Origin of the sequence: Streptomyces sp. Ru73, from assembly GCF_002920575.1 — a bacterium.
Taxonomy (GTDB): Bacteria; Actinomycetota; Actinomycetes; order Streptomycetales; family Streptomycetaceae; genus Streptomyces.
Map to the genome: position 1 here is coordinate 1 of NZ_PQSQ01000061.1, position 20,730 is coordinate 20,730.

General features: G+C 73.8%; 17 protein-coding genes and 1 other RNA gene. 14 read left to right on the plus strand and 4 right to left on the minus strand.

Features of this window, described 5'->3' with window-relative positions; genetic code table 11:
- On the minus strand, positions 1-1,097 hold a 1,097-nt coding region (locus C3486_RS23745), incomplete at its 3' end, for an FHA domain-containing protein (RefSeq protein WP_146075048.1).
- Between the two features lie 539 nt (positions 1,098-1,636).
- Between C3486_RS23745 and C3486_RS23750 the strand changes: the two genes are divergently transcribed.
- The 4 genes from C3486_RS23750 to C3486_RS23765 all read left to right on the plus strand — a co-directional run bounded on the left by C3486_RS23750 (position 1,637) and on the right by C3486_RS23765 (position 7,337).
- A complete protein-coding gene (locus C3486_RS23750; protein WP_103834789.1) occupies positions 1,637-3,346 on the plus strand; it encodes a serine/threonine-protein kinase in 1,710 nt (569 codons plus the stop codon).
- 252 nt (positions 3,347-3,598) lie between these two features.
- Complete coding sequence (locus C3486_RS23755; RefSeq protein ID WP_103834790.1) at positions 3,599-4,855, plus strand: serine/threonine-protein kinase; 1,257 nt, start codon at positions 3,599-3,601, stop codon at positions 4,853-4,855.
- 167 nt (positions 4,856-5,022) lie between these two features.
- Positions 5,023-6,135: a peptide chain release factor 2 gene (gene prfB, locus C3486_RS23760; protein WP_103834791.1), complete on the plus strand. Its 1,113-nt coding sequence runs from the start codon at positions 5,023-5,025 to the stop codon at positions 6,133-6,135.
- 308 nt (positions 6,136-6,443) lie between these two features.
- Positions 6,444-7,337, plus strand: a complete 894-nt coding sequence (locus C3486_RS23765) for a hypothetical protein (RefSeq protein WP_103834792.1) — start codon at positions 6,444-6,446, stop codon at positions 7,335-7,337.
- 148 nt (positions 7,338-7,485) lie between these two features.
- Here C3486_RS23765 and C3486_RS23770 read toward each other — a convergent pair whose 3' ends face one another.
- Positions 7,486-7,686, minus strand: a complete 201-nt coding sequence (locus C3486_RS23770) for a hypothetical protein (RefSeq protein WP_103834793.1) — start codon at positions 7,684-7,686, stop codon at positions 7,486-7,488.
- 306 nt (positions 7,687-7,992) lie between these two features.
- Here C3486_RS23770 and ftsE point away from each other — a divergent pair, with 306 nt between their 5' ends.
- From ftsE to C3486_RS23800, 6 genes are all read left to right on the plus strand, one after another.
- Complete coding sequence (ftsE, locus tag C3486_RS23775; protein WP_103834794.1) at positions 7,993-8,682, plus strand: cell division ATP-binding protein FtsE; 690 nt, start codon at positions 7,993-7,995, stop codon at positions 8,680-8,682.
- A gap of 35 nt (positions 8,683-8,717) precedes the next feature.
- Entirely contained in the window at positions 8,718-9,629 is a 912-nt protein-coding gene (gene ftsX, locus C3486_RS23780; RefSeq protein WP_103834795.1) for a permease-like cell division protein FtsX, read from the plus strand.
- Between the two features lie 67 nt (positions 9,630-9,696).
- Positions 9,697-10,923 (plus strand): S41 family peptidase, encoded by a 1,227-nt coding sequence (locus C3486_RS23785; RefSeq protein ID WP_103834796.1) that lies wholly within the window; start codon positions 9,697-9,699, stop codon positions 10,921-10,923.
- 18 nt (positions 10,924-10,941) lie between these two features.
- On the plus strand, positions 10,942-11,457 hold the full coding sequence (smpB, locus tag C3486_RS23790) for an SsrA-binding protein SmpB (RefSeq protein WP_103834797.1): 516 nt from the start codon (positions 10,942-10,944) through the stop codon (positions 11,455-11,457).
- A 140-nt stretch (positions 11,458-11,597) separates the two neighbouring features.
- Positions 11,598-11,968: a transfer-messenger RNA gene (gene ssrA, locus C3486_RS23795) on the plus strand.
- Positions 11,969-12,122: 154 nt separating this feature from the next.
- On the plus strand, positions 12,123-13,115 hold the full coding sequence (locus C3486_RS23800; protein ID WP_181138666.1) for a PHB depolymerase family esterase: 993 nt from the start codon (positions 12,123-12,125) through the stop codon (positions 13,113-13,115).
- Positions 13,116-13,161: 46 nt separating this feature from the next.
- Here the strand turns inward: C3486_RS23800 and C3486_RS23805 are convergent, their stop codons facing one another.
- Both C3486_RS23805 and C3486_RS23810 read right to left on the minus strand, forming a co-directional pair.
- Complete coding sequence (locus C3486_RS23805) at positions 13,162-14,340, minus strand: epoxide hydrolase family protein (RefSeq protein ID WP_103834799.1); 1,179 nt, start codon at positions 14,338-14,340, stop codon at positions 13,162-13,164.
- Between the two features lie 158 nt (positions 14,341-14,498).
- On the minus strand, positions 14,499-15,788 hold the full coding sequence (locus C3486_RS23810; protein ID WP_103834800.1) for an MFS transporter: 1,290 nt from the start codon (positions 15,786-15,788) through the stop codon (positions 14,499-14,501).
- Positions 15,789-15,917: 129 nt separating this feature from the next.
- Between C3486_RS23810 and C3486_RS23815 the strand changes: the two genes are divergently transcribed.
- From C3486_RS23815 to C3486_RS23830, 4 genes are all read left to right on the plus strand, one after another.
- Entirely contained in the window at positions 15,918-16,886 is a 969-nt protein-coding gene (locus C3486_RS23815; RefSeq protein ID WP_103834801.1) for a LysR family transcriptional regulator, read from the plus strand.
- A 138-nt stretch (positions 16,887-17,024) separates the two neighbouring features.
- Complete coding sequence (locus C3486_RS23820; RefSeq protein ID WP_103834802.1) at positions 17,025-18,386, plus strand: NarK/NasA family nitrate transporter; 1,362 nt, start codon at positions 17,025-17,027, stop codon at positions 18,384-18,386.
- A gap of 214 nt (positions 18,387-18,600) precedes the next feature.
- A complete protein-coding gene (locus C3486_RS23825) occupies positions 18,601-19,782 on the plus strand; it encodes a uroporphyrinogen-III synthase (protein WP_103834803.1) in 1,182 nt (393 codons plus the stop codon).
- Positions 19,783-19,905: 123 nt separating this feature from the next.
- A complete protein-coding gene (locus C3486_RS23830) occupies positions 19,906-20,499 on the plus strand; it encodes an ABATE domain-containing protein (protein ID WP_103834804.1) in 594 nt (197 codons plus the stop codon).
- Positions 20,500-20,730: the final 231 nt, after the last annotated feature.

Sequence of the window (20,730 nt, forward strand, 5' to 3'; positions counted from 1 at the left end):
CGCCCGGCGTCCCCGCGGCGTACGGGCCTGTCGCGTGCGCCCCGCCGTATCCCGTCCGCGCCGTACGGCGCGGCGGCCGGCGGCTGCGCTCCGTACGGTGCGGCCGTGGCGGCCCGGGCGCCGTACGTGTCCTGCGCCGGGAGCGGGCCCGGGGACGCGGGGGCGCGCCCGGGGCCGGCGTCGATCCGGCCCGCGCCCACGCCGTCCGCGCGCACGGCCCCGCTCCGGGCCGCCGGGCCGGGATGCCCGGCCGCCGCTCCGGAAGCCGCCGGTCCGGCAGCCTGCGGGCCCGTCCGGTGGTCGTACCGGCCGGTGTCGTACGGCGCCGACGCGGCCGCGCCCCGGTCGCCGTACGCGGCCGCGGTACCGCTGTACGGAGCGGCGGGGCCGGGGCGGTGGTCACCGGAGGAGTCGTAGTCGTCCGCGCTCGCCGGGTGGACGCGGAGCCGGCCCTCGCCGTCCGGAGTGGCGGGCAGCACGGGGTCGGGGGAGACGGCGGCGGGCTGGAGGCGCAGCGCCGACTCCCCGATGCGGAGCAGGGCGCCCGGGGGCAGTGCCGCCGGGCGGTCGTCAAGCTCGGCGCCGTCGACCACCGTGCCGTTCGTCGAGCGGAGGTCGGCCACGGTCACCGCGCCGTCCGGTGCCACCGTGACGGCGCAGTGCATCCGGGAGACGTCGGGGTCGTCCAGCGGTACGTCGGCGTCGGTCGAGCGGCCGACGCGGATCTGGCCGCCGTGCAGCAGGTGGACACCGCCCGCGTCCGGACCCGAGACGACGCGCAGCCGGGCGTATCCGGCGGGCAGGCCGTGCGCGGGCGCGGGGCCGGGGCCCTGGAGGGAGAGGACGGCGCCGTCTATGAGCGGCGGCTCGCCGAGCGCGGCGCGCTGGAGGTCGAGCCGCTCCTGGCCGGCGTAGAGCACGACGGGACCGCTGCCCGCGCCGGCCCCGCCGACGTCGGCCCCGGCGCCGGCCACGGCCGCCGCGAGGCTGCTGGCCACGGCCGAGAGCGCCGTGCCGGCGGGGGCCGTCACGAGCACGTCGCAGGCACGGGTGGAGTGGCCGCTGCGCGGCCCGAGGACGGTCAGCCGGATCTGCATCGCCGTCAACGGTCCCTTCCGCCCGGCAATGCGGCGGGGGACCGACACCTCCCCCTACCGCGCCCGGACACGTCGGCACGTACAAGTCCAAGTCCGCGTGCATGCGCACGCCGCACGCCGCGGCGCAACGCCCCCGTTCCCCACCGCTGCCGTGCTGGAAAGCATCCTCGCACCTGCCACCGACAAGACGCGTGGCGACTGTCCTTCAGTGATCTTGTTCGGTCACCCATGTTCGCAAAAGTGGCTGCTTGCGAACCATGATCGGCCAAAGATCGTCCACTGAGTGGTCAGCGATCGGGGTAAGGAGCAACCATCCGCCCGGAACTGGCGTCTTTCCCCGGAGCCCCGCCCGGTCCGGACCCGACCGCACGGCCGGAACCGCCCCGGACCACGGGATCCGCCCGGCCGTGGCCGTGGAACACGGCACTATGGTGGGGCGGAAGGGGCCGCCCGGACCTCCGGAGCGGCCGGCATCCCCCACAGCCCGACAGACAGCGCAGATCAGGCAGCTGCTCAGCAACGACCAGGGAGCGCATGACGTGCGGCCGGTAGGCAGCAAGTACCTGCTCGAGGAGCCGCTCGGACGCGGCGCCACGGGCACCGTCTGGCGTGCCCGCCAGCGGGAGACGGCGGGCGAGGAGGCCGCCGTCGCCGGACAGCCCGGCGAGACGGTCGCGATCAAGGTCCTCAAGGAGGAGCTGGCGCACGACCCGGACGTGGTGATGCGCTTCCTGCGCGAGCGTTCCGTCCTGCTGCGGCTCACCCACCCGAACATCGTCCGGACCCGTGACCTGGTCGTGGAGGGCGACCTGCTCGCCCTGGTCATGGACCTGGTCGACGGCCCCGACCTGCACCAGTACCTCCGCAGGAACGGCCCGTTCAGCCCGGTCGCGGCCGCGCTGCTCACCGCGCAGATCGCGGACGCGCTGGCCGCGAGCCACGCGGACGGCATCGTGCACCGCGACCTCAAGCCCGCGAACGTCCTGCTCGCCGGGGCCGACGGGGCCGCCGAGATGCACCCGATGCTGACCGACTTCGGCATCGCCCGCCTCGCCGACTCGCCGGGCCTCACCCGCACCCAGGAGTTCGTCGGCACCCCCGCGTACGTCGCGCCGGAGTCCGCCGAAGGCCGCCCGCAGACCTCCGCCGTGGACATCTACGGCGCGGGCATCCTGCTGTACGAGCTGGTCACGGGCCGCCCGCCGTTCGCCGGCGCGACCGCCCTCGAAGTGCTGCACCGCCACCTCAGCGAGGAGCCGCAGCGCCCCGGCAGCGTGCCCGAGCCGCTGTGGACCGTCATAGAGCGCTGCCTGCGCAAGCGCCCCGAGGAGCGGCCCAGCGCCGAGAACCTCGCCCGGGCCCTGCGCGTCGTCGCGGCCGGCATCGGCGTGCACGCCTCGCCCGCCGAGGCCGAGGCCGCGCTCGGCGTCGCCGCGCTGCTCGCGCCCGACCCGGCGCCCGCGCCGGTCCCCGACACCGGCGCCGACGGCGGCGGCAGCGGAGACGCCGACCCCACGCAGGTGCTGCCCTCCACGGGCGCCGGCGGCGGCCAGTACGACCCGTCCGCCGCGACCAACGTCCTGCCGACCACCGGTGCCGCCGCTGCCGGAGCCGCCGCGGGCGCGGCGGCCGCCGGGTTCGCCTCCGACTCCGGGCGCGGCCGGGACGACGCCGACCCGACCCGCGCCATGCCGCCCGTGCCGCCGGGGCCGCCCGGCGGCGACCCGCAGCAGCCCGAGGGGCCGCACCCCTGGGAGAACCAGCTGCGCGCCGCCCGGGACCGGAACGAGCAGACCCAGGTCCAGTACCTCAGCCCCGAGGACGACCCGCTGCGCCACCGCCCCCAGCGCCGGCCCGCGCAGCCCCCGCCCTCGCAGTACCGGCAGCCGCAGCAGCCCCCGCAGTACCGCCAGCAGCCGCCGCCGTACCAGCAGCAGCCGCAGCGCCGGCAGCCCCCGCCGCAGCGGTACGAGCCGCGGCCGCCGGCCCCGGAGCCGCGCCGCCGCGAGCGCGAGCCGCGCCGGCGCAGCGCCAATCCGGTGCACATCCCGGGCCTGGGCTGCCTCAAGGGCTGTCTGATCATGATCGTGCTGATCGTGGTCGGCTGCTGGCTCATCTGGGAGCTCACCCCGCTCCAGGACTGGATCGGCCAGGGCCGCAGCTTCTGGAACCAGCTCAGCCAGTGGTGGACCGACGTCTCGGACTGGGTGTCCACGATCGGCGAGGCCAAGAAGTCGGTGGGCCAGTAGCGGCCCGCCGTACACGGACCCGTCGGCCCGCCACTCGTCCTCCGGACGGGCGACGCCGGAGATTTATCGACATCCCAGGAGATTTTCCGGCGGAGAAGTGCGGGTTGACGGCGTCCGGGGCGCCGAAAGCGCCGCGGCCCGCGTAGTTTTGTCGCCAGCATCGGCCCGCGCGCATCCAGCGCCCCGGGCCGCGGCCCCCTCGCATCCGCGCCGCGGGCCGTCACCTGTCGGACAAGACCCGTCGGAGCAGTCTTGGCACGGAAGATCGGCAGCCGGTACACCGCCCACCAGATCCTGGGCCGGGGCAGCGCCGGCACGGTGTGGCTGGGCGAGGGCCCCGAAGGGCCCGTGGCGATCAAGCTGCTGCGCGAGGACCTCGCCTCCGACCAGGAGCTGGTCGGCCGCTTCGTCCAGGAGCGCGCGGCGCTGCTCAGCCTGGACCACCCGCGTGTGGTCGGCGTCCGCGACCTGGTCGTGGACGGCAACGACCTGGCCCTGGTCATGGACCTCGTCCGGGGCACCGACCTGCGGACCCGGCTGGACGCCCAGCGCCGGCTGGCCCCGGAGGCCGCGGTCGCCATCGTGGCCGACGTCGCCGAGGGGCTGGCCGCCGCGCACGCCGCGCGCATCGTGCACCGCGACGTGAAGCCCGAGAACGTCCTGCTGGACATGGAGGCCCCGCCGGGGCCCGGCGGCGCGCACCCCGCCCTGCTCACCGACTTCGGTATCGCGCGGCTGGTCGACTCCCCGCGCCGGACCCGCTCCACCCGGGTCATCGGCACCCCCGACTACCTCGCCCCCGAGATCATCGAGGGGCTCCCGCCCCGCGCGTCCGTCGACGTGTACGCGCTGGCCACGGTCCTGTACGAGCTGCTGGCCGGCTTCACCCCGTTCGGCGGCGGGCACCCCGGCGCCGTCCTCCGCCGGCACGTCACCGAGCGGGTCGCGCCGCTCCCCGGCATCCCGGACGAGCTGTGGCAGCTGCTCGTCCAGTGCCTGGCCAAGGCCCCGGCCTCCCGGCTCCGCGCCCCCGAGCTGGCGGCCCGGCTGCGGGAGATCCTGCCCTCGCTGGCCGGCATCCCGCCGCTGGACATCGACGAGCCGGAGAGCGAGGAGGAGACGGACGAGGCGGCCGCAGGACCGGAGGCGGCGCGGGAGGAGGGCCCGTACCACCCGGTGCCCGAGGAGGGCGGCCGGGTGCGCGGCGCGGTGCCGCTGGTGCACGGCGCGGCCCCGGACTCCAACCGGGAGACGCACACGAGCATGCGGGTGCCGGGCCCGGACGAGCTGGCCGGCGGAGCGCACGGCACGGCCCGCACGCCCCGGGCCGCGGGCGAGCGCCGGGCGGGTTCGGCACGGCACCGGGTGCGCAAGCGGCGGGTGCGGCTGGGCATCGCGGCGGCCGGTCTGGTGGCCGTGGCGGGCCTGACCACCTGGCTCGCCTCCGGCGACGACGCCCCGGACGACGCCCGCCCCGGTACACAGCAGTCCTCCCCGGAGGTGCCGTAGCGGGCCAGGGGCCTTCGTGCCGGTGGCGAGCGGAGATCAGCGCCCCGCAGGAGGGGGAACCCGCGAGCGGCCACGGCTGCGCCGCGGAGGGCCGCCGGCCGCGGCCCGCCGGAAGGTCCGGGACGGCCACGGCTCGGGTCGGCTCCCCCAGCCGTTAGGCTGGAGTCGTGGCAGTCGTCGATGTATCCGAAGAGCTGAAGTCCCTCGCCTCGACCATGGGGTCGATCGAGGCCGTCCTGGACCTCGACAAGATGAGGGCCGATATCGCTGTGCTCGAGGAGCAGGCAGCGGCCCCCGACCTCTGGGACGACGTGGAGAACGCCCAGAAGGTCACCAGTCGGCTCTCGTACCTCCAGGGCCAGCTGCGCAAGGCCGAGGAGCTGCGCGGCCGGGTCGACGACCTCGAGGTGCTGTTCGAGCTGGCCGCCGACGAGGGCGACGAGGACACCCGGGCCGAGGCGGAGGCCGAGCTGGCCGCGGTCCGCAAGGCCGTGGACGAGCTGGAGGTGCGCACCCTCCTGTCCGGCGAGTACGACTCCCGTGAGGCGGTCGTGAACATCCGCGCCGAGGCGGGTGGCGTGGACGCCGCCGACTTCGCCGAGAAGCTGCAGCGCATGTACCTGCGCTGGGCCGAGCGGCACGGGTACAAGACGGAGCTGTACGAGACCTCGTACGCGGAAGAGGCCGGCATCAAGTCGACCACCTTCGCCGTCAACGTGCCGTACGCCTACGGCACGCTCTCCGTGGAGCAGGGCACGCACCGCCTGGTCCGCATCTCCCCGTTCGACAACCAGGGCCGCCGCCAGACGTCGTTCGCCGGCGTCGAGGTGCTGCCCGTCGTCGAGCAGACCGACCACATCGAGATCGACGAGTCGGACCTGCGGATCGACGTGTACCGCTCCTCCGGTCCCGGCGGCCAGGGCGTCAACACCACGGACTCCGCGGTCCGCCTGACGCACATCCCGACCGGCATCGTGGTCTCCTGCCAGAACGAGCGCTCGCAGATCCAGAACAAGGCCACCGCCATGAACGTCCTCCAGGCGAAGCTGCTGGAGCGGCGCCGCCAGGAGGAGCAGGCCAAGATGGACGCGCTCAAGGGCGACGGCGGCAACTCCTGGGGCAACCAGATGCGTTCGTACGTCCTGCACCCGTACCAGATGGTCAAGGACCTGCGGACCGAGTTCGAGGTCGGCAACCCGCAGGCGGTGCTGGACGGCGACATCGACGGCTTCCTGGAGGCCGGCATCCGCTGGCGCAAGCAGCAGGAGCAGGGGAAGTAGGCCGGGCGAACCGGCAGCAACCGCCGCCTTCGGGCGGCGGTTGCTTTTTGTTGTGCTGATTTGGTTACAGTCGTACGCCGCCGACCCCAACAAAGCCGGTCAATACGGTCATCCGCTCTTTATTTGACCTTGACGGTCCCTTGGGATCTGGGAAGGGTAGAGCGCGGCATGCGTATGTCTGGGGCGCGTGTGAAACGGGGATCTGAGGTAACCGCCTGCGAGAGACGGAGCGGACCGCGTCCCGCATCGGCCGTTGCCCCGCACAGCGATGCCCCAATGACACATGTAGCTACTGGGGGTAGCACTAGATGACCAAGAAGACGCGGGTGCGTGTGGCACGCGTTGCGGCCGGTGCCGTGATCGCTGTGGGCGCTTCGCTCACCGTGACGGGCGTCGCTTCGGCGGCCACGCCGAGCGCTCAGGCCCAGGACGACGACGGCATCATCGGTGGCCTCATCGGCGGCATCATCGGTGGCGGCGACGGCGGCCAGGACAACGGCGGCGCCAGCGGCGGCGACACCGGCGGCGACGGCGGTTCGGACGACGGCGGCCTGATCGGCGGCGGCGACGGCGGCTCCGACGACGGCGGTGCCATCGGTGGCGGTGACGGCGGTTCGGACGACGGCGGTGCCATCGGTGGCGGTGACGGCGGTTCGGACGACGGCGGCGCGATCGGCGGCGGTGACGACGACGGCGGTGCCATCGGCGGTGGCGACGGCGGCAACGGCGGCGACAACGGCAACGGTGGCCAGGTCGGCGGCGGCAACGGCGGCGACAACGGTGGCCACAACGGCGGCCAGGTCGGCGGCGGCAACGGCGGCGGTGACAACGGCGGCCAGGCCGGCGGTGGCAACGGCGGCAACGGCGGTGGCGACAACGGCGGCCAGGCCGGTGGCGGCAACGGCGGCAACGGTGGCGGCGACAACGGCGGTGCCACCGGTGACACCGGCCCCGGTCCCGACAACGAGGGCCAGACGCCGGTCGAGCAGCCGGGCGACTCCAAGGAGGACATCGCCAACACGCCGGGTCAGGCCCAGGACACCCCGAAGGGTGGCCAGCAGCAGGCCGACGGTGAGCTGGCCGAGACCGGTTCGTCCGGCACGACCTTCCTGCTCATCGGCGCGGCGACCATGATCGCCGGCGGCGTCGGCTTCCGCATGCTGCCGCGCCTGATCAACAAGGGCGGTGCCGCGGCGGCCTGAGGCCGGCGCGTGATGCCGTAGGCGTCACAGCACAGCAGAGGGCCCGGCGCGGATTCCGCGCCGGGCCCTGGTGCGTACGGACAAAAGTGCGTCCGGACAAGATCGGATCGGGTCAGCGGTCCGCTCGGCTCCCGCGTCGGCGGAGGGCTCAGCCCGCCCGGTGCAGCAGCAGGCCCACCGCGAACAGCACCGCCAGCAGCACCACCAGTGCCGCCGGGCTGACCTGCGCCAAGAGCCCGCTCAGGCCGCTCTGCTGCTGCAGCCGCTCCCTGCTCGCCCGGCACACCGGGCAGCGGCCCTCGCTCACGGGGGCCGCGCAGTTGGCGCACACCAGCCGGTCGTACGTCATGCGACCTCCTTCTCACCAGCTCCAACGCGCGGGCCGGCGCATTGGTTCCCTCTTCTACTGTGCCAGCTCGCCGGAGCATCGGCGCGCCTACCGGAATCCTCGCAGCGCACGGCGTATTCCAGCCGCGTACGGGCCCTCCACCGGAGCCGGAATGTGTTCGTTTTGTCCCCGTAGGTGCCGTGAATAAACGCACCAAGACCGAACGCCGACTGCGCCGCGGCGCGCGCTTCGCGTATGGTCACGCTCACCGACGGGAGCCGCAACACGGCAACCCGTGCCCCTACCCAGGTCGACCGTGGTGCATCAGTGATCCGATTCGACAACGTCTCCAAGACCTACCCGAAGCAGAACCGCCCCGCGCTCAGGGACGTCTCGCTCGAGATCGAACGAGGCGAGTTCGTGTTCCTGGTGGGCTCCTCCGGCTCCGGCAAGTCCACCTTCCTGCGGCTGCTCCTGCGCGAGGAGCGGGCCAGCCACGGTGCGGTGCACGTACTGGGCAAGGACCTCGGCAAGCTGTCCAACTGGAAGGTCCCGCAGATGCGGCGCCAGATCGGCACGGTCTTCCAGGACTTCCGGCTGCTCCCGAACAAGACCGTCGGGCAGAACGTCGCGTTCGCCCTGGAGGTCATCGGCAAGCCGCGCGGCCAGATCCGCAAGACCGTTCCCGAGGTCCTGGACCTCGTCGGGCTCGGGGGCAAGGACGACCGCATGCCGGGCGAGCTGTCCGGCGGTGAGCAGCAGCGCGTGGCGATCGCCCGGGCGTTCGTCAACCGCCCGATGCTGCTGATCGCCGACGAGCCGACCGGCAACCTCGACCCGCAGACCTCCGTCGGCATCATGAAGCTGCTGGACCGGATCAACCGGACCGGCACCACGGTGGTCATGGCCACTCACGATCAGCAGATCGTCGACCAGATGCGCAAGCGGGTCATGGAACTCGAAAAGGGCCGGCTCGTACGCGACCAGTCGCGCGGCGTCTACGGCTATCAGCACTGAATCGCGTGTACGGCTACCAGTACTGAAAGGACGCCATGCGCGCCCAGTTCGTCCTGTCGGAGATCGGCGTCGGTCTCCGCCGAAACCTCACGATGACCTTCGCCGTCATCGTCTCCGTGGCTCTCTCGCTCGGCCTCTTCGGCGCCTCGCTCCTGATGCGCGACCAGGTCAGCACGATGAAGGGCTACTGGTACGACAAGGTCAACGTCTCGATCTTCTTCTGCAACAAGAACGACGCCGACTCCGGCGCCAACTGCGCCAAGGGCGCGGCCACGACGCAGCAGAAGAACGACATCCGCGCCGAGCTGAACCGTCTGCCGATCGTGGAGAAGGTGCAGTACGAGTCCAGCGACCAGGCGTACAAGCACTACAAGGAGCAGTTCGGCGACACCCCCGTCGCGGGGCTCGTCACGCCGGACCAGCTGCCGGAGTCCTTCCGCGTCAAGCTGAAGGACCCGACCAAGTTCGCGGTCATCAAATCGGCCTTCAGCGAGCGGCCCGGCGTCCAGGAGGTCCAGGACCAACGGGACACCGTCGAGCCGCTGTTCAACCTGCTCAACGGCATGAACATCGCCGCGCTGTGCGTGATGGGGCTGATGCTCGTCGTTGCGCTGCTGCTGATCGTCAACACCGTGCGGGTGTCGGCGTTCAGCCGCAGGCGGGAGACCGGGATCATGCGGCTGGTCGGCGCGTCCAGCTTCTACATCCAGATGCCGTTCATCCTGGAGGCCGCGATCGCCGGCCTGATCGGTGCCGCGTTCGCGTGTGTCCTGATCGTGGGCGGAAAGTTCGTCCTCGTGAACAACTGGCTGGCCGAAAAGATCCAGGTGATCAACTTCATCGGCTGGGACTCGGTCGTGGCGGTACTGCCGTTGGTCCTGCTCATCGGGTTGCTCATGCCGGCGCTCGCCGCGTTTTTCGCGCTCCGCAAGTATCTGAAGGTGTGAGTTATGCCAAGAGCGCCGTACGGGCAACTGCCCGTACGGCGCTTCTTTCTGGCCTAGACTCACCGGCATGTCGGGCCGATTGCACTTTGTCCGGCCCCGCCGCATCCGCCGCGGGGCGGCCCTGACGTTGGTCTTCGCGAGCGTGCTCGGCACCGGCGCGGCAGCCGGTACGTGGCACGACGAAGGCCCGGAAGGGGCGGAGCAGCGCATACCGGTGCGTACCGTCGCCGACGGCAGGGAAGCCGCGGACGGCACGGCCGACCGCAAGGCCGTGGAGGAGGCCGCGGTCAAGGCACTGAAGGCCGGCAAGTCCGGCAGTCAGGCAGCCGCCGACGTGGTCAGCCGCAGCGGCGACCGCTGGTCGACGGTGTACACCGCGGGCGAGTACGAGGACTTCCGGCGCGAGCTCGACGGGGAGTACGTCGGCGTCGGCCTGTGGCTGCGCCAGGGCGGGGAGGGCCGCGTCCAGGTCTCCCGCGTACGCCCCGGCAGCCCGGCGGCCCGCGCGGGCATCGCCCCCGGGGACGACCTGCTCGCCGTCGACGGCAGCAGCACGCGGCACCGCCCGGTCACCGACGTGGTGGCCCGGCTGCGCGGCGACGGCCGCGCCGCCTCGAAGCGCGCGGGCGCCGTCCCCGCGGCCCCCGGCACCCCGGTCGAGCTGAAGCTGCGGCGCGCCGACCGGGACTGGACATCGACGCTGCACCGCGCGCGGCTGCGCGCGACCAACGTCACCGTCGAGCGTCCCTCGGCGCCCGGAGGCATGACCCGGATCAAGGTCGAGGCGTTCGCCAAGGGCACCGGCGAGGAGGTGCGCGAGGCGGTCCGCTCGGCCCCGCCCGGCGGCATCCTGCTGGATCTGCGGGGCAACTCCGGCGGGCTGGTCGCCGAGGCGGTCACGGCGTCCGCCGCGTTCCTCGACGGCGGCCTGGTCGCCACGTACGACGTGCGCGGCAGCCAGCGGGCGCTGTACGCCGACCGCGGCCGGGCCACGAAGTCGCCGCTGGTCGTGCTGGTCGACGGCGGCACGATGAGCGCGGGCGAGCTGCTCGCCGGGGCGCTGCAGGACCGCGGCCGCGCGGTGGTGATCGGCTCGCCGACCTTCGGCAAGGGCTCGGTCCAGATGCCCAGCAAGCTCGCGGACGGCTCGGTCGCCGAGCTGACCGTCGGGCACTACCGCACCCCGTCCGGGCGCGGCGTCGACGGCCGGGGCATCAGCCCGGACATCCCCGCCGACGACCGCGCGGAGAGCCGGGCCAGAACGGTAATGAGTGGCCTGGGGGGCGGGTCGTAGTGCGAAAATGGCCGCACTATGGCTAAGGCGAACGCGAACACGAAGGCGAAGCGGCAGGCCGCGGAGGCCGGGCGCAAGCTCATCGCGCAGAACAAGAAGGCGCGGTACGACTACCTCATCATCGACACCTACGAGTGCGGTCTCGTGCTCACGGGTACGGAGGTCAAGTCGCTGCGGCAGGGGCGGGCTTCGCTCGTGGACGGCTTCGTCCAGATCGACAACGACGAGGCCTGGCTGCACAACGTGCACATCCCCGAGTACGCGCAGGGCACCTGGACCAACCACGCGGCGCGCCGCAAGCGGAAGCTGCTGCTGCACCGGGTGGAGATCGACAAGCTGGCGGCGAAGTCCCAGGAGACCGGGCACACGATCGTCCCGCTGTCGCTGTACTTCCTGAAGGGCCGGGCCAAGGTCGAGATCGCCCTGGCCAAGGGCAAGAAGGAGTACGACAAGCGGCAGACCCTGCGCGAGAAGCAGGACCGCCGCGAGGCGGACCGCGCGATCTCCGCCGCCCGGCGTCGGCAGCGGGCCTGACCTGCACGGAGTGCCGGGCGAAAGCCCCCGGGAATATGCTGGCACGGTGCCGCGTTGTTCCCGTACGATGGCACACGTACCCCGCTGGACGGGGTGCGCGGATCCCGCTCAGGCGGGGCCCACATTTGAAAACACAACATGGGGATGATCGGTTTCGACAGCGGATGTCGAAGCAGGGGAAGCGAGCCGAGGAAGCGGCAATGATCTCGTTAACCATGTGTCGCAACCAATAATCGCCAACACCAAGCGCGATTCCTTCGCCCTCGCTGCCTAAGTAGCGACCTGCGAAGTGTCAGCCCGGGGATGATCCCGACCCGGATCCTGGCATCAGCTAGGGGTCTTATCCACTGAGCCCGGTCACGGGGTTCTGTGGAGACATCAAACAGTGACTGAGCCCGTCGGAGACTTGTCCGCGTGATCTCCGGGGCCGAGAAAATCGCAGCGGACTGCGCTCGGAGAAGCCCTGATTCTGCACCGTTGGACGCGGGTTCGATTCCCGCCATCTCCACCGAACGGAGGCCCCGGCCTCCGGACATCCCATGTGGGCGAAGCCCCGCCGCCGTCAGGCAGCGGGGCTTTCGTCATGCCGGGCCCATGCCGGGGCGGCCGGATGTGTCGTTCCGCGCCATGTCGGCGGCCGTCGTCCGTCCCTACCGTCATCGGGCATGTACAAGACAATCACAGGTGTGCTGAGCACCCTGCTCGCGGCCGTCCTGGCCGCCCTGTTCCTGCCCGCCGCCACCGCGCAGGCGGCCACCGGCCCCGCGCAGGCCACCGGCACCATCGAGGAAGTCACCGGCTTCGGCAGCAATCCGGGGGCGCTGCGGATGTACCGCTACGTGCCCGCCGGGCTGCCCGCCGGCCGCCCCGTGGTCGTCGCGCTGCACGGCTGTACGCAGAACGCCGCCGACTACGGCCGGCGGAGCGGCTGGACCGAGCTCGCCGACCGCTGGGGCTTCTCCGTCGTGCTGCCCGGCCAGACCAGCGCCAACAACCTGCAGAACTGCTTCAACTGGTTCCAGTCCGGCGACATCGAGCGCGGCCGGGGCGAGGCCGCCTCCGTCCAGCAGATGACCGCGCGCCAGCTCGCCGACGCCCAGGGCTCCCGCGCCTACGTCACCGGGCTGTCGGCCGGCGGCGGCATGACCGCGGTGATGATGGCCGCGTACCCGGAGACGTACACGGCGGGCGGCGTGGTCGCCGGCCTCCCGTACGGCTGTGCGCAGGCGGCGGGCTCCCCGTACGTGTGCATGTACGTGGGCGCCACGCAGACGCCCGCGCAGTGGGGCGACCGGGTCCGGGCGCAGAACCCGGGGTACACCGGCCCCTGGCCCCGGCTCACGGTCTTCCAGGGGACGGCCGACACGACCGTCGAGCCGGTGAACATGGCCGACCTGGTCGAGCAGTGGACGAACGTGCACGGGACGGATCAGACGGCGGACGCGAAGGACACGGTGGGCGGCTACCCGCACGCGGTGTACCGGGACGCGGCGGGCGCCGTGGCGGCCGAGACGTACGAGATCACCGGCATGGGGCACGGGCAGCCGCTGGACCCCGGCACCGGCCCCGCGCAGTGCGGCACGGCCGGCGCCTACATGCTCGACGTGAACCTCTGCGCCGCGTACGAGATGGGCAGGGGCTGGGGTCTGGCCGGCTGAGCCCCGGCCGACCGGTCCCGCGCGCCGCACCGGAGCCCGGCCCGTCTCACCGGAAGGCGCGGAAGAACTCCCGCAGATCGTCCAGCAGCAGGTCCGGCACCTCCAGGCCGGGGAAGTGGCCGCCGCGCGGGTACTCCGTCCAGCGCACCACGGCGTCCGACCGCTCCGCGAGGTGACGGACGGGCCGGGAGAGGTCGGCGGGGAGGACCGCGACGGCGGTCGGGGTGGTGGACGGCACGGTGTTCCCGCCCCACCCGGCGCCGGAGTGCATCGTCTCGTAGTACAGCCGGGCCGAGGACGTGGCGGTGCCGGTGAGCCAGTAGAGCGTCACGTTCGTCAGGAGGCGGTCGCGGTCGACCGCCTCCTCGGGCGCGTCCCGGCAGTCGGTCCACACCTTGAACTTCTCGGTGATCCAGGCGAGCTGGCCCACGGGGGAGTCGGTGAGCGCGTACCCGAGGGTCTGCGGCCGGGTGGACTGCAGCATGCCGTAGCCCATCTCCTCCTTCTGGACCTGCGCACGCCGCTCCAGAGAGGCGTGCACCTCGGCAAGCTGCTCTTCGAGGAGGCCCGCGCGCTCCTCCTCGGTGGGCTCGGCGGTGGCGACGGCCGAGGGCAGCATCGTCAGGTGGACGGCGGCCACCGCCTCCGGGTGCAGCCGGCCCCATTCGCGCGCGATCATCGCGCCCCAGTCGCCGCCGTGCACCCCGTACCGCGCGTACCCCAGCCGCCGCATCAGCTCGGCGAAGGCGGCGGCGATGCGCGGGACGCCCCAGCCGGGCTGCCGGGGCGGCCCGGAGAAGGCGTAGCCGGGCAGGGACGGCACCACGACGTCGTAGCCCGCCTCGGTGAGCGGCCCGGTCAGGCCGAGGAACTCCACGAACGAGCCGGGCCAGCCGTGCAGCAGCACGAGGGGGAGCGCGTCCGGCGCGCCGGAACGCACGTGCAGGAAGTGCACGGTCGTGCCGTCGATGGCGGTGGTGAACTGCGGGAAGCGGTTCAGCTCGGCCTCGTGCCGCCGCCAGTCGTAGCCCTCGTGCCAGTACGCGGCCAGCTCCCGGAGGTACGCGAGCGGCACGCCCTGGCTCCAGCCGACGCCCGGCAGCTCGTCCGGCCAGCGGGTCCGGGCGAGCCGTTCGCGCAGGTCGGCGAGGTCCGCTTCGGGGATGTCGATACGGAACGGGGTGACGGCGGCAGTGGTCGCGGCGTGCGGTCGGTCAGGGGTCATGCGCCGACGGTAGAGGGCGTCGCGGACAGAGCGTGACCGCGACGCGGCAGCGGACCGGCGGGGCCGCCGGGAAACGGCCACGCCGGTCCGCTGCGAGGCCCCGGCCGGGCGGGCCGGGAGTCGGCCGCGCGGCGGCCTCCCTCCGGCCGCACGGCGCCTCACGCGGGCCGGGGAGCCCGCCGGTGCCCCAGCAGCGTCACGCCCGCCGCCAGGGCAGCGGCGGCGGCCGGTACGCCGTACCCGGCCGGGCCGCCGCCCAGGTGGTCGGTGGCCCAGCCGCCCGCCGCCGAGCCGGCCGCGATGCCGGTGAGCAGCGCGGTGACGGCGAGCGTCAGCCCCTCGGTGACGCGGCCCTCGGGCGTCAGGGCCTGCACCCGGCCCATGCCGGTGACCATGGTCGGCGCGGTCGCCATCCCGGCCACCAGCAGCGCGCCCGCCAGCGCCGCGAGGCTGCCGCTCGCCGCGCCGAGGAGCGGCAGCAGCATCAGGGCCGCCATGGCCGCCACGCAGCCGGTGAAGCGCGCGGCGGGCCGGCCGGCGGGCGGCAGCAGCCCGTACAGCAGCCCGGCGGCGCACGACCCGGCGGCCTGGAGCGCCAGGATGCCGCCCGCGGCGGCGCGGACGCCGTGTCCGTCGGCGAACCCGAGGGTGACCACCTCCAGCGACCCGAAGACGGCGCCCGTGCACACGAAGGCCAGCAGCAGCGGCGCCAGTCCGGGGCTGCGCAGCGGGGAGCGGGTCCGGCCCGTACGGGGCGCGGGCGGCGGCTCCGTACGGCGCTGCGCGGCGAACAGCAGCACGCCGGTCAGCAGCAGCACGGCTCCGGTGAGGGTGCCCGCCACCGGGGACAGCGCCGTGCACAGGAAGGCCGCGAGCACCGGGCCGAGCATGAAGCACACCTCGTCCGCCGCCTGCTCGAAGGAGAGCGCGGTGTGCAGGGCACGGGGGTCGTCACGCAGCAGGTGCGCCCAGCGGGCGCGCGACATGCCGCCCGTGTTGGGCGTGGTCGCGGTGCACACGTAGGCGGCGAAGAGCGTCCACGAGGGCGCGTCCAGCCGTACGCACAGCACGAGGGCCAGCGAGCCGGCGGCGGCCAGCAGGGCGGCGGGCGGCGCGACCCTGGCTTGCCCGTAGCGGTCGATGAGCCGCGCGGTCCACGGGCCGGCCACGGCGGTCGCCGCGAGCCCGGCCGCGGTCACGGCCCCGGCCAGCGCGTACGAGCCGCGCGATCCGGCGATCATGAGCACCGCGCTGACGCCGAACATGCCCATGGGCAGCCGGGCCAGGAGGTTGGCCGCGGTGAAGGCCCGGGTGCCGGGCACGGCGAAGAGGCGCCCGTACGGGCCGGGGAACGGCGGGCGCGGGCCGCCGCGACGGCCGGCGGCGCGGCGCGGCCGGGCGGGAACGGGCGGGGCGGTCACGGGCCGGGCGGCGAGGAAGAGGATCACCCGTCAACGGTCGGGCCGGCCGCCCCGCGGCGTCCAACACCTTCTCTCCACCCATTCACCGCCCCCGGTTGTCAATCCGTTGGCCACCAGTACTCCGGGGCGCCATCTCGTCTTTGTCACCATGGGTGCGTGCCCCACGACATAGAGCCCCGCCTGCTGCGCGCCTTCGTGGCCGTCGCCGACGAGCTCCACTTCACCCGTGCCGCCGCCCGCCTGTACGTCGCCCAGCAAGCGCTGAGCCGGGACATCCGCCGCCTGGAGCGCGATCTGGGCACCCTGCTGTTCCTGCGCACCACCCGGCAGGTCCGGCTCACCCCCGAGGGCGAGCGGCTGCTCCCGTATGCGCAGCGGGTGCTCGCCGCGCACGACGAGCTGTCGGCGGCGTTCCACGGCGAGGCCGACCGCGCCCGCCCGCTGCTGGTGGACGTCGGCGCGCCGGTCGGCACGGCGCACCGGGTGCTGGAGCGGGCCCGGGCCGCGGCACCGGACCTGGAGTTCGCCGCCCGCTTCCACAGCGGCCTGACGGGCGCGGCGGAAGGGCTGCTGACGGGGGACCTGGACGTGTCCTTCGGGCGGGTCGCCGGGCTGCCGCGCGGGGTGCGGAACCGGCTGGCCCACCACCCGGTGCGGTACGAGCCGATGGCCGTCCTGCTGCCGGCGGAGCACCCGCTGGCCGCACGCCCCGCCGTGCCCGTGGCGGCGCTCGCCGGCGAGACGCTGTACACGGGTGCGGGCAACGCGCACACCGCGGAGTGGACAGCGCTGGCCGCGCGCCTCTTCGAAGGGCGCGGCATCCGGGCGGCCGCGCCGTACCCGGAGATCGACGGCCCGGCCGAATTCCTCCGCGTCGTACGGAAGCGCGGCTGGTCCGTACTGGCCAGCGTCGAGTTCATCGAGGTGCCCGGGATGGTGCTGCGGCCCCTCGTGGACCCCGTGCCGCTGTCCCCGGTGTCGGTGGTCTGGCGGCGCGGGCTGCGCCACCCGGGGCTGGACGTGCTGCGCTGCGCGGCGCGCGAGCTGGGCACGGAGGGCGGCTGGCTCGCCCGCCCCGAGGCCGCGTGGCTGCCCCCCGAGGACGCCCGGCTGATGGCCGCCTGAGGGCACGGCGCTGGCGTACTCACCGTGCCGCGCGGTGCCGGGTGAGCCCGATATTGCGTCGGTGACACCTGGCGGCACCGCGGCGAAACGCGCCGTCCCTAGCTTCGGGTCGGGAGACTTCGACAGCCGGGAGGCACGATGACGGCGGCACGCAGGGGCAAGCGGTGGATCGAGGAGTGGGACCCCGAGGACGAGGCGTTCTGGGCGGGCGGAGGTGAGCGCATCGCGCGCCGCAACCTGTGGTTCTCCGTCCTGTCCGAGCACATCGGCTTCTCCGTGTGGAGCCTGTGGTCGGTGATGGTGCTCTTCATGGGGCCCGAGTACGGCGTGGACCCGGCCGGGAAGTTCTTCCTGGTGGCGATGCCGACGCTGGTCGGCGGCGTGCTCCGGGTGCCGTACACCTTCGCGGTGGCGCGCTTCGGGGGGCGCAACTGGACGGTGCTGAGCGCCGCCATGCTGCTCGTGCCCACCGTCCTCGCGGCGTTCGTGATGGCGCCCGGCACCTCGTACAGCACGTTCCTGGTGGTCGCGGCGCTCACCGGCGTGGGCGGCGGCAACTTCGCGTCCTCCATGACCAACATCAACTCCTTCTACCCGCTGCGCAAGAAGGGCTGGGCGCTGGGCCTGAACGCGGGTGGCGGCAACATCGGCGTGCCCGTCATCCAGCTGCTCGGCCTGCTGGTCATCGGTACGGCGGGCGCCGCGCACCCGCGCATCGTCCTGGGGATCTACCTCCCGCTCATCGTGATCGCCGCGGTCTGCGCCGCGCTGTTCATGGACAACCTGGCGCCGGTCACCAACGACACCGGCGCGGCCAAGGAGGCGGCGCGCGACCCGCACACCTGGATCATGTCGCTGCTCTACATCGGCACCTTCGGGTCGTTCATCGGCTACAGCTTCGCCTTCGGGCTCGTCCTGCAGAACCAGTTCGCGCAGACCCCGCTGCAGGCCGCCTCCCTGACCTTCATCGGACCGCTGCTCGGCTCGCTGATCCGGCCGGTCGGCGGAAAGCTCGCCGACCGCTTCGGGGGCGCGCGCATCACGCTGGGGAACTTCGCCGCGATGGGCGCGGCGACGGCCGTCGTGATCACCGCCTCGGTACAGAAGTCGCTGCCGGTCTTCCTCGTCGGCTTCATCGCGCTCTTCGTGCTGACCGGCCTCGGCAACGGCTCCACGTACAAGATGATCCCCGCGATCTTCCAGGCCAAGGCGGTCTCGCGCGGCCTCCCGGGCGAGGCGGCAGCGGCGTACGGACGACGCCTCTCCGGCGCGGCCATGGGGCTGATCGGCGCGGTCGGCGCGGTCGGCGGGCTGGGCATCAACCTCGCCTTCCGGCAGGCGTTCATGACCGGCGGCTCCGGCACCCCCGCCTTCGTGTCCTTCCTCGCCTTCTACGCGCTCTGCGCCGCCGTGACCTGGGCCGTATACCTCCGGCGCCCGGCCCCGGAGGCGCAGCCGCGTACGGACGAGGCGCCGCGCCCGGCGTACGCGGAGGTGTGACCGGCCGCACCCGGAGGGCGGCCCCGGCGGGAACGTCCGGGGCCGCCCGGGCGTAACACTGGAGAAATGACGGTGAACCCGGGCCGTCACGGACCCTTGGCAGCATCAGGGGACCAACAGGTCCGCCGGACCGGCCCGGGACGGACGCCCGGGGGACGGCAGGACCCGGCCGCCGTTGAGCCGGCGCACACCACTGCGGAGCGGACGAGAGCCCATGCACGAGGGACAGCGAAACGAACAGGACGACAGCGGACCCGGGCAGCGGGGCGGCGGGCAGCCGCTGGCCGGATTCACCGTCGGGGTGACCGCGGCGCGCCGCGCCGCCGAGCTGGGCACGCTGCTGGAGCGCCGCGGCGCCGAGGTCGTGCACGCGCCCGCGCTGCGCATCGTGCCGCTGACCGACGACGCCGAGCTGCTGGCCGCCACCAAGCAGCTCATCGACGACGCGCCGGACATCGTCGTGGCCACCACGGCGATCGGCTTCCGCGGCTGGGTGGAGGCCGCCGAGGGCTGGGGCCTGGGCACGCCGCTGCTGGCCCGGCTGGGCGGCGTACGGCTGCTCGCGCGCGGCCCGAAGGTGCGCGGCGCGATCCGTGCCGCGGGGCTCACCGAGGAGTGGTCGCCCGCCTCGGAGTCCATGGCCGAGGTGCTGGACCGGCTGCTGGAGGAGGGCGTGGCCGGCCGGCGGATCGCGGTTCAGCTGCACGGCGAGCCGCTGCCCGGCTTCGTGGAGTCGCTGCGCGCGGCGGGCGCCGAGGTGGTCGGCGTGCCGGTCTACCGCTGGATGCCGCCCGAGGACATCGGCCCGGTCGACCGGCTGCTGGACGGCGTGCTGGCGCGCACCGTGGACGCGGTGACCTTCACCAGCGCCCCGGCCGCCGCCTCGCTGCTGCGCCGCGCCGAGGAGCGGGGCGTCCAGGAGGAGGTGCTCGACGCGCTGCGGCACGACGTACTGCCCGCGTGCGTCGGACCGGTCACCGCGCTGCCCCTGGAGAACCACGACGTACCGACCGTCCAGCCGGAGCGCTTCCGGCTCGGCCCGCTCGTCCAGCTGCTCTGCCACGAACTGCCGGGCCGCACCCGCGCGTTGCCGGTGGCGGGCCGGCGCCTGGAGATCCGCGGGCACGCCGTCCTCCTCGACGGCGAGCTGCGCCCCGTGCCGCCCGCCGGGATGTCGCTGCTGCGCGCGCTGGCCCGGCGGCCCGGCTGGGTCGTCTCCCGCGGCGACCTGCTGCGCGCGCTGCCGGGCGCGGGCCGCGACGAGCACGCGGTGGAGACCGCGATGGCCCGGCTGCGGGTGGCGCTGGGCGCCCCGAAGCTGATCCAGACGGTCGTCAAGCGCGGCTACCGGCTGTCCCTGGACCCGCACGCGGAGACCAAGTACGCGGACTCCTGAGGGGGTTGGGCCGCGCTACCGGCGCGTCCGGCCGCCACGGGAGGCACGGTGCCGAGGGTTCCGGCCGGGCGCCGGGCCGGGCACTCTGGGAGGAGACGTTGTCCCCGAAGGAGTGACAGGCACATGGCGGCCCCTTACGACCTGCGGTTCGACTGCGGGCGGATCTGCCTTGACCTGGTGGCCACGACCGGCGAGCCGCCGGCCGAACGGCTCCTCGGCCCCGACCACTTGCGGGCCTGGCTCATCGGCGCGGGCGTCGTGCCGCGCAGCGCCCCGCTGGACGCCGTCGACGGCAGCTGGGTCGCGCGCTTCCGGGCACTGCGCGAACTGCTGCGCCGCATCGTCCACGACGAGATCCGCGGCCGGGCCGCCGACCGCGACCTGGCACTGCTCAACGCCACCGCCGAGGCCCCGCCGCCGCCCGAGCGCGCCGTACGGGGCGTGGACGGCGTACTGGAACGGCGCGCCGCACGCGCGCCGGACTGCGCCGGGCTGATGGCGGCGGTCGCCCGGGACGCGGTCGGCATGCTGACCGACGCGGTGGCCCGCGGCCAGCTGCGCCAGTGCGAGGGCGAGACGTGCTCGCGGATCTACCTGGACACCTCGCGCGGCCGCCGGCGGCGCTGGTGCTCCAGCGAGGTGTGCGGCAACCGCGAGCGGGTCGCCCGGCACCGCCGCCGCGCCACCCTCGGCCCCGCCTCGCGCGTCACCGGCTGAACGCCTCCCGCGGCACCGGCTGCGCGCCTCGGCCGTCACCGGGCGACCGCCTCCCGCACCGGCGTCCGGACACCTCCCGCGGCACCGGATGAACGCACGGGCGCGCGCTTGCGTACTCCCCGTCGGGCTCCGGAGACCGTCTCCGACGGAGTCCTGTCCGTACTGTCGACCGGGGAGTGGCGTTGCGCGAGGATGCCGTCGTGGCCGACCGGACGACGTCCGACGAAGAAC

Excerpts from the sequence above, each read along its gene's own strand:
- C3486_RS23785 (WP_103834796.1), top strand. The coding sequence starts at position 9,697 with ATGTCGGGCCGATTGCACTTTGTCCGGCCCCGCCGCATCCGCCGCGGG.
- C3486_RS23805 (WP_103834799.1), bottom strand. The coding sequence starts at position 14,340 with ATGACCCCTGACCGACCGCACGCCGCGACCACTGCCGCCGTCACCCCG.
- C3486_RS23770 (WP_103834793.1), bottom strand. The coding sequence starts at position 7,686 with ATGACGTACGACCGGCTGGTGTGCGCCAACTGCGCGGCCCCCGTGAGC.
- C3486_RS23800 (WP_181138666.1), top strand. The coding sequence starts at position 12,123 with ATGTACAAGACAATCACAGGTGTGCTGAGCACCCTGCTCGCGGCCGTC.
- C3486_RS23765 (WP_103834792.1), top strand. The coding sequence starts at position 6,444 with ATGACCAAGAAGACGCGGGTGCGTGTGGCACGCGTTGCGGCCGGTGCC.
- C3486_RS23830 (WP_103834804.1), top strand. The coding sequence starts at position 19,906 with ATGGCGGCCCCTTACGACCTGCGGTTCGACTGCGGGCGGATCTGCCTT.
- C3486_RS23820 (WP_103834802.1), top strand. The coding sequence starts at position 17,025 with ATGACGGCGGCACGCAGGGGCAAGCGGTGGATCGAGGAGTGGGACCCC.
- smpB (WP_103834797.1), top strand. The coding sequence starts at position 10,942 with ATGGCTAAGGCGAACGCGAACACGAAGGCGAAGCGGCAGGCCGCGGAG.
- ftsX (WP_103834795.1), top strand. The coding sequence starts at position 8,718 with ATGCGCGCCCAGTTCGTCCTGTCGGAGATCGGCGTCGGTCTCCGCCGA.
- C3486_RS23825 (WP_103834803.1), top strand. The coding sequence starts at position 18,601 with ATGCACGAGGGACAGCGAAACGAACAGGACGACAGCGGACCCGGGCAG.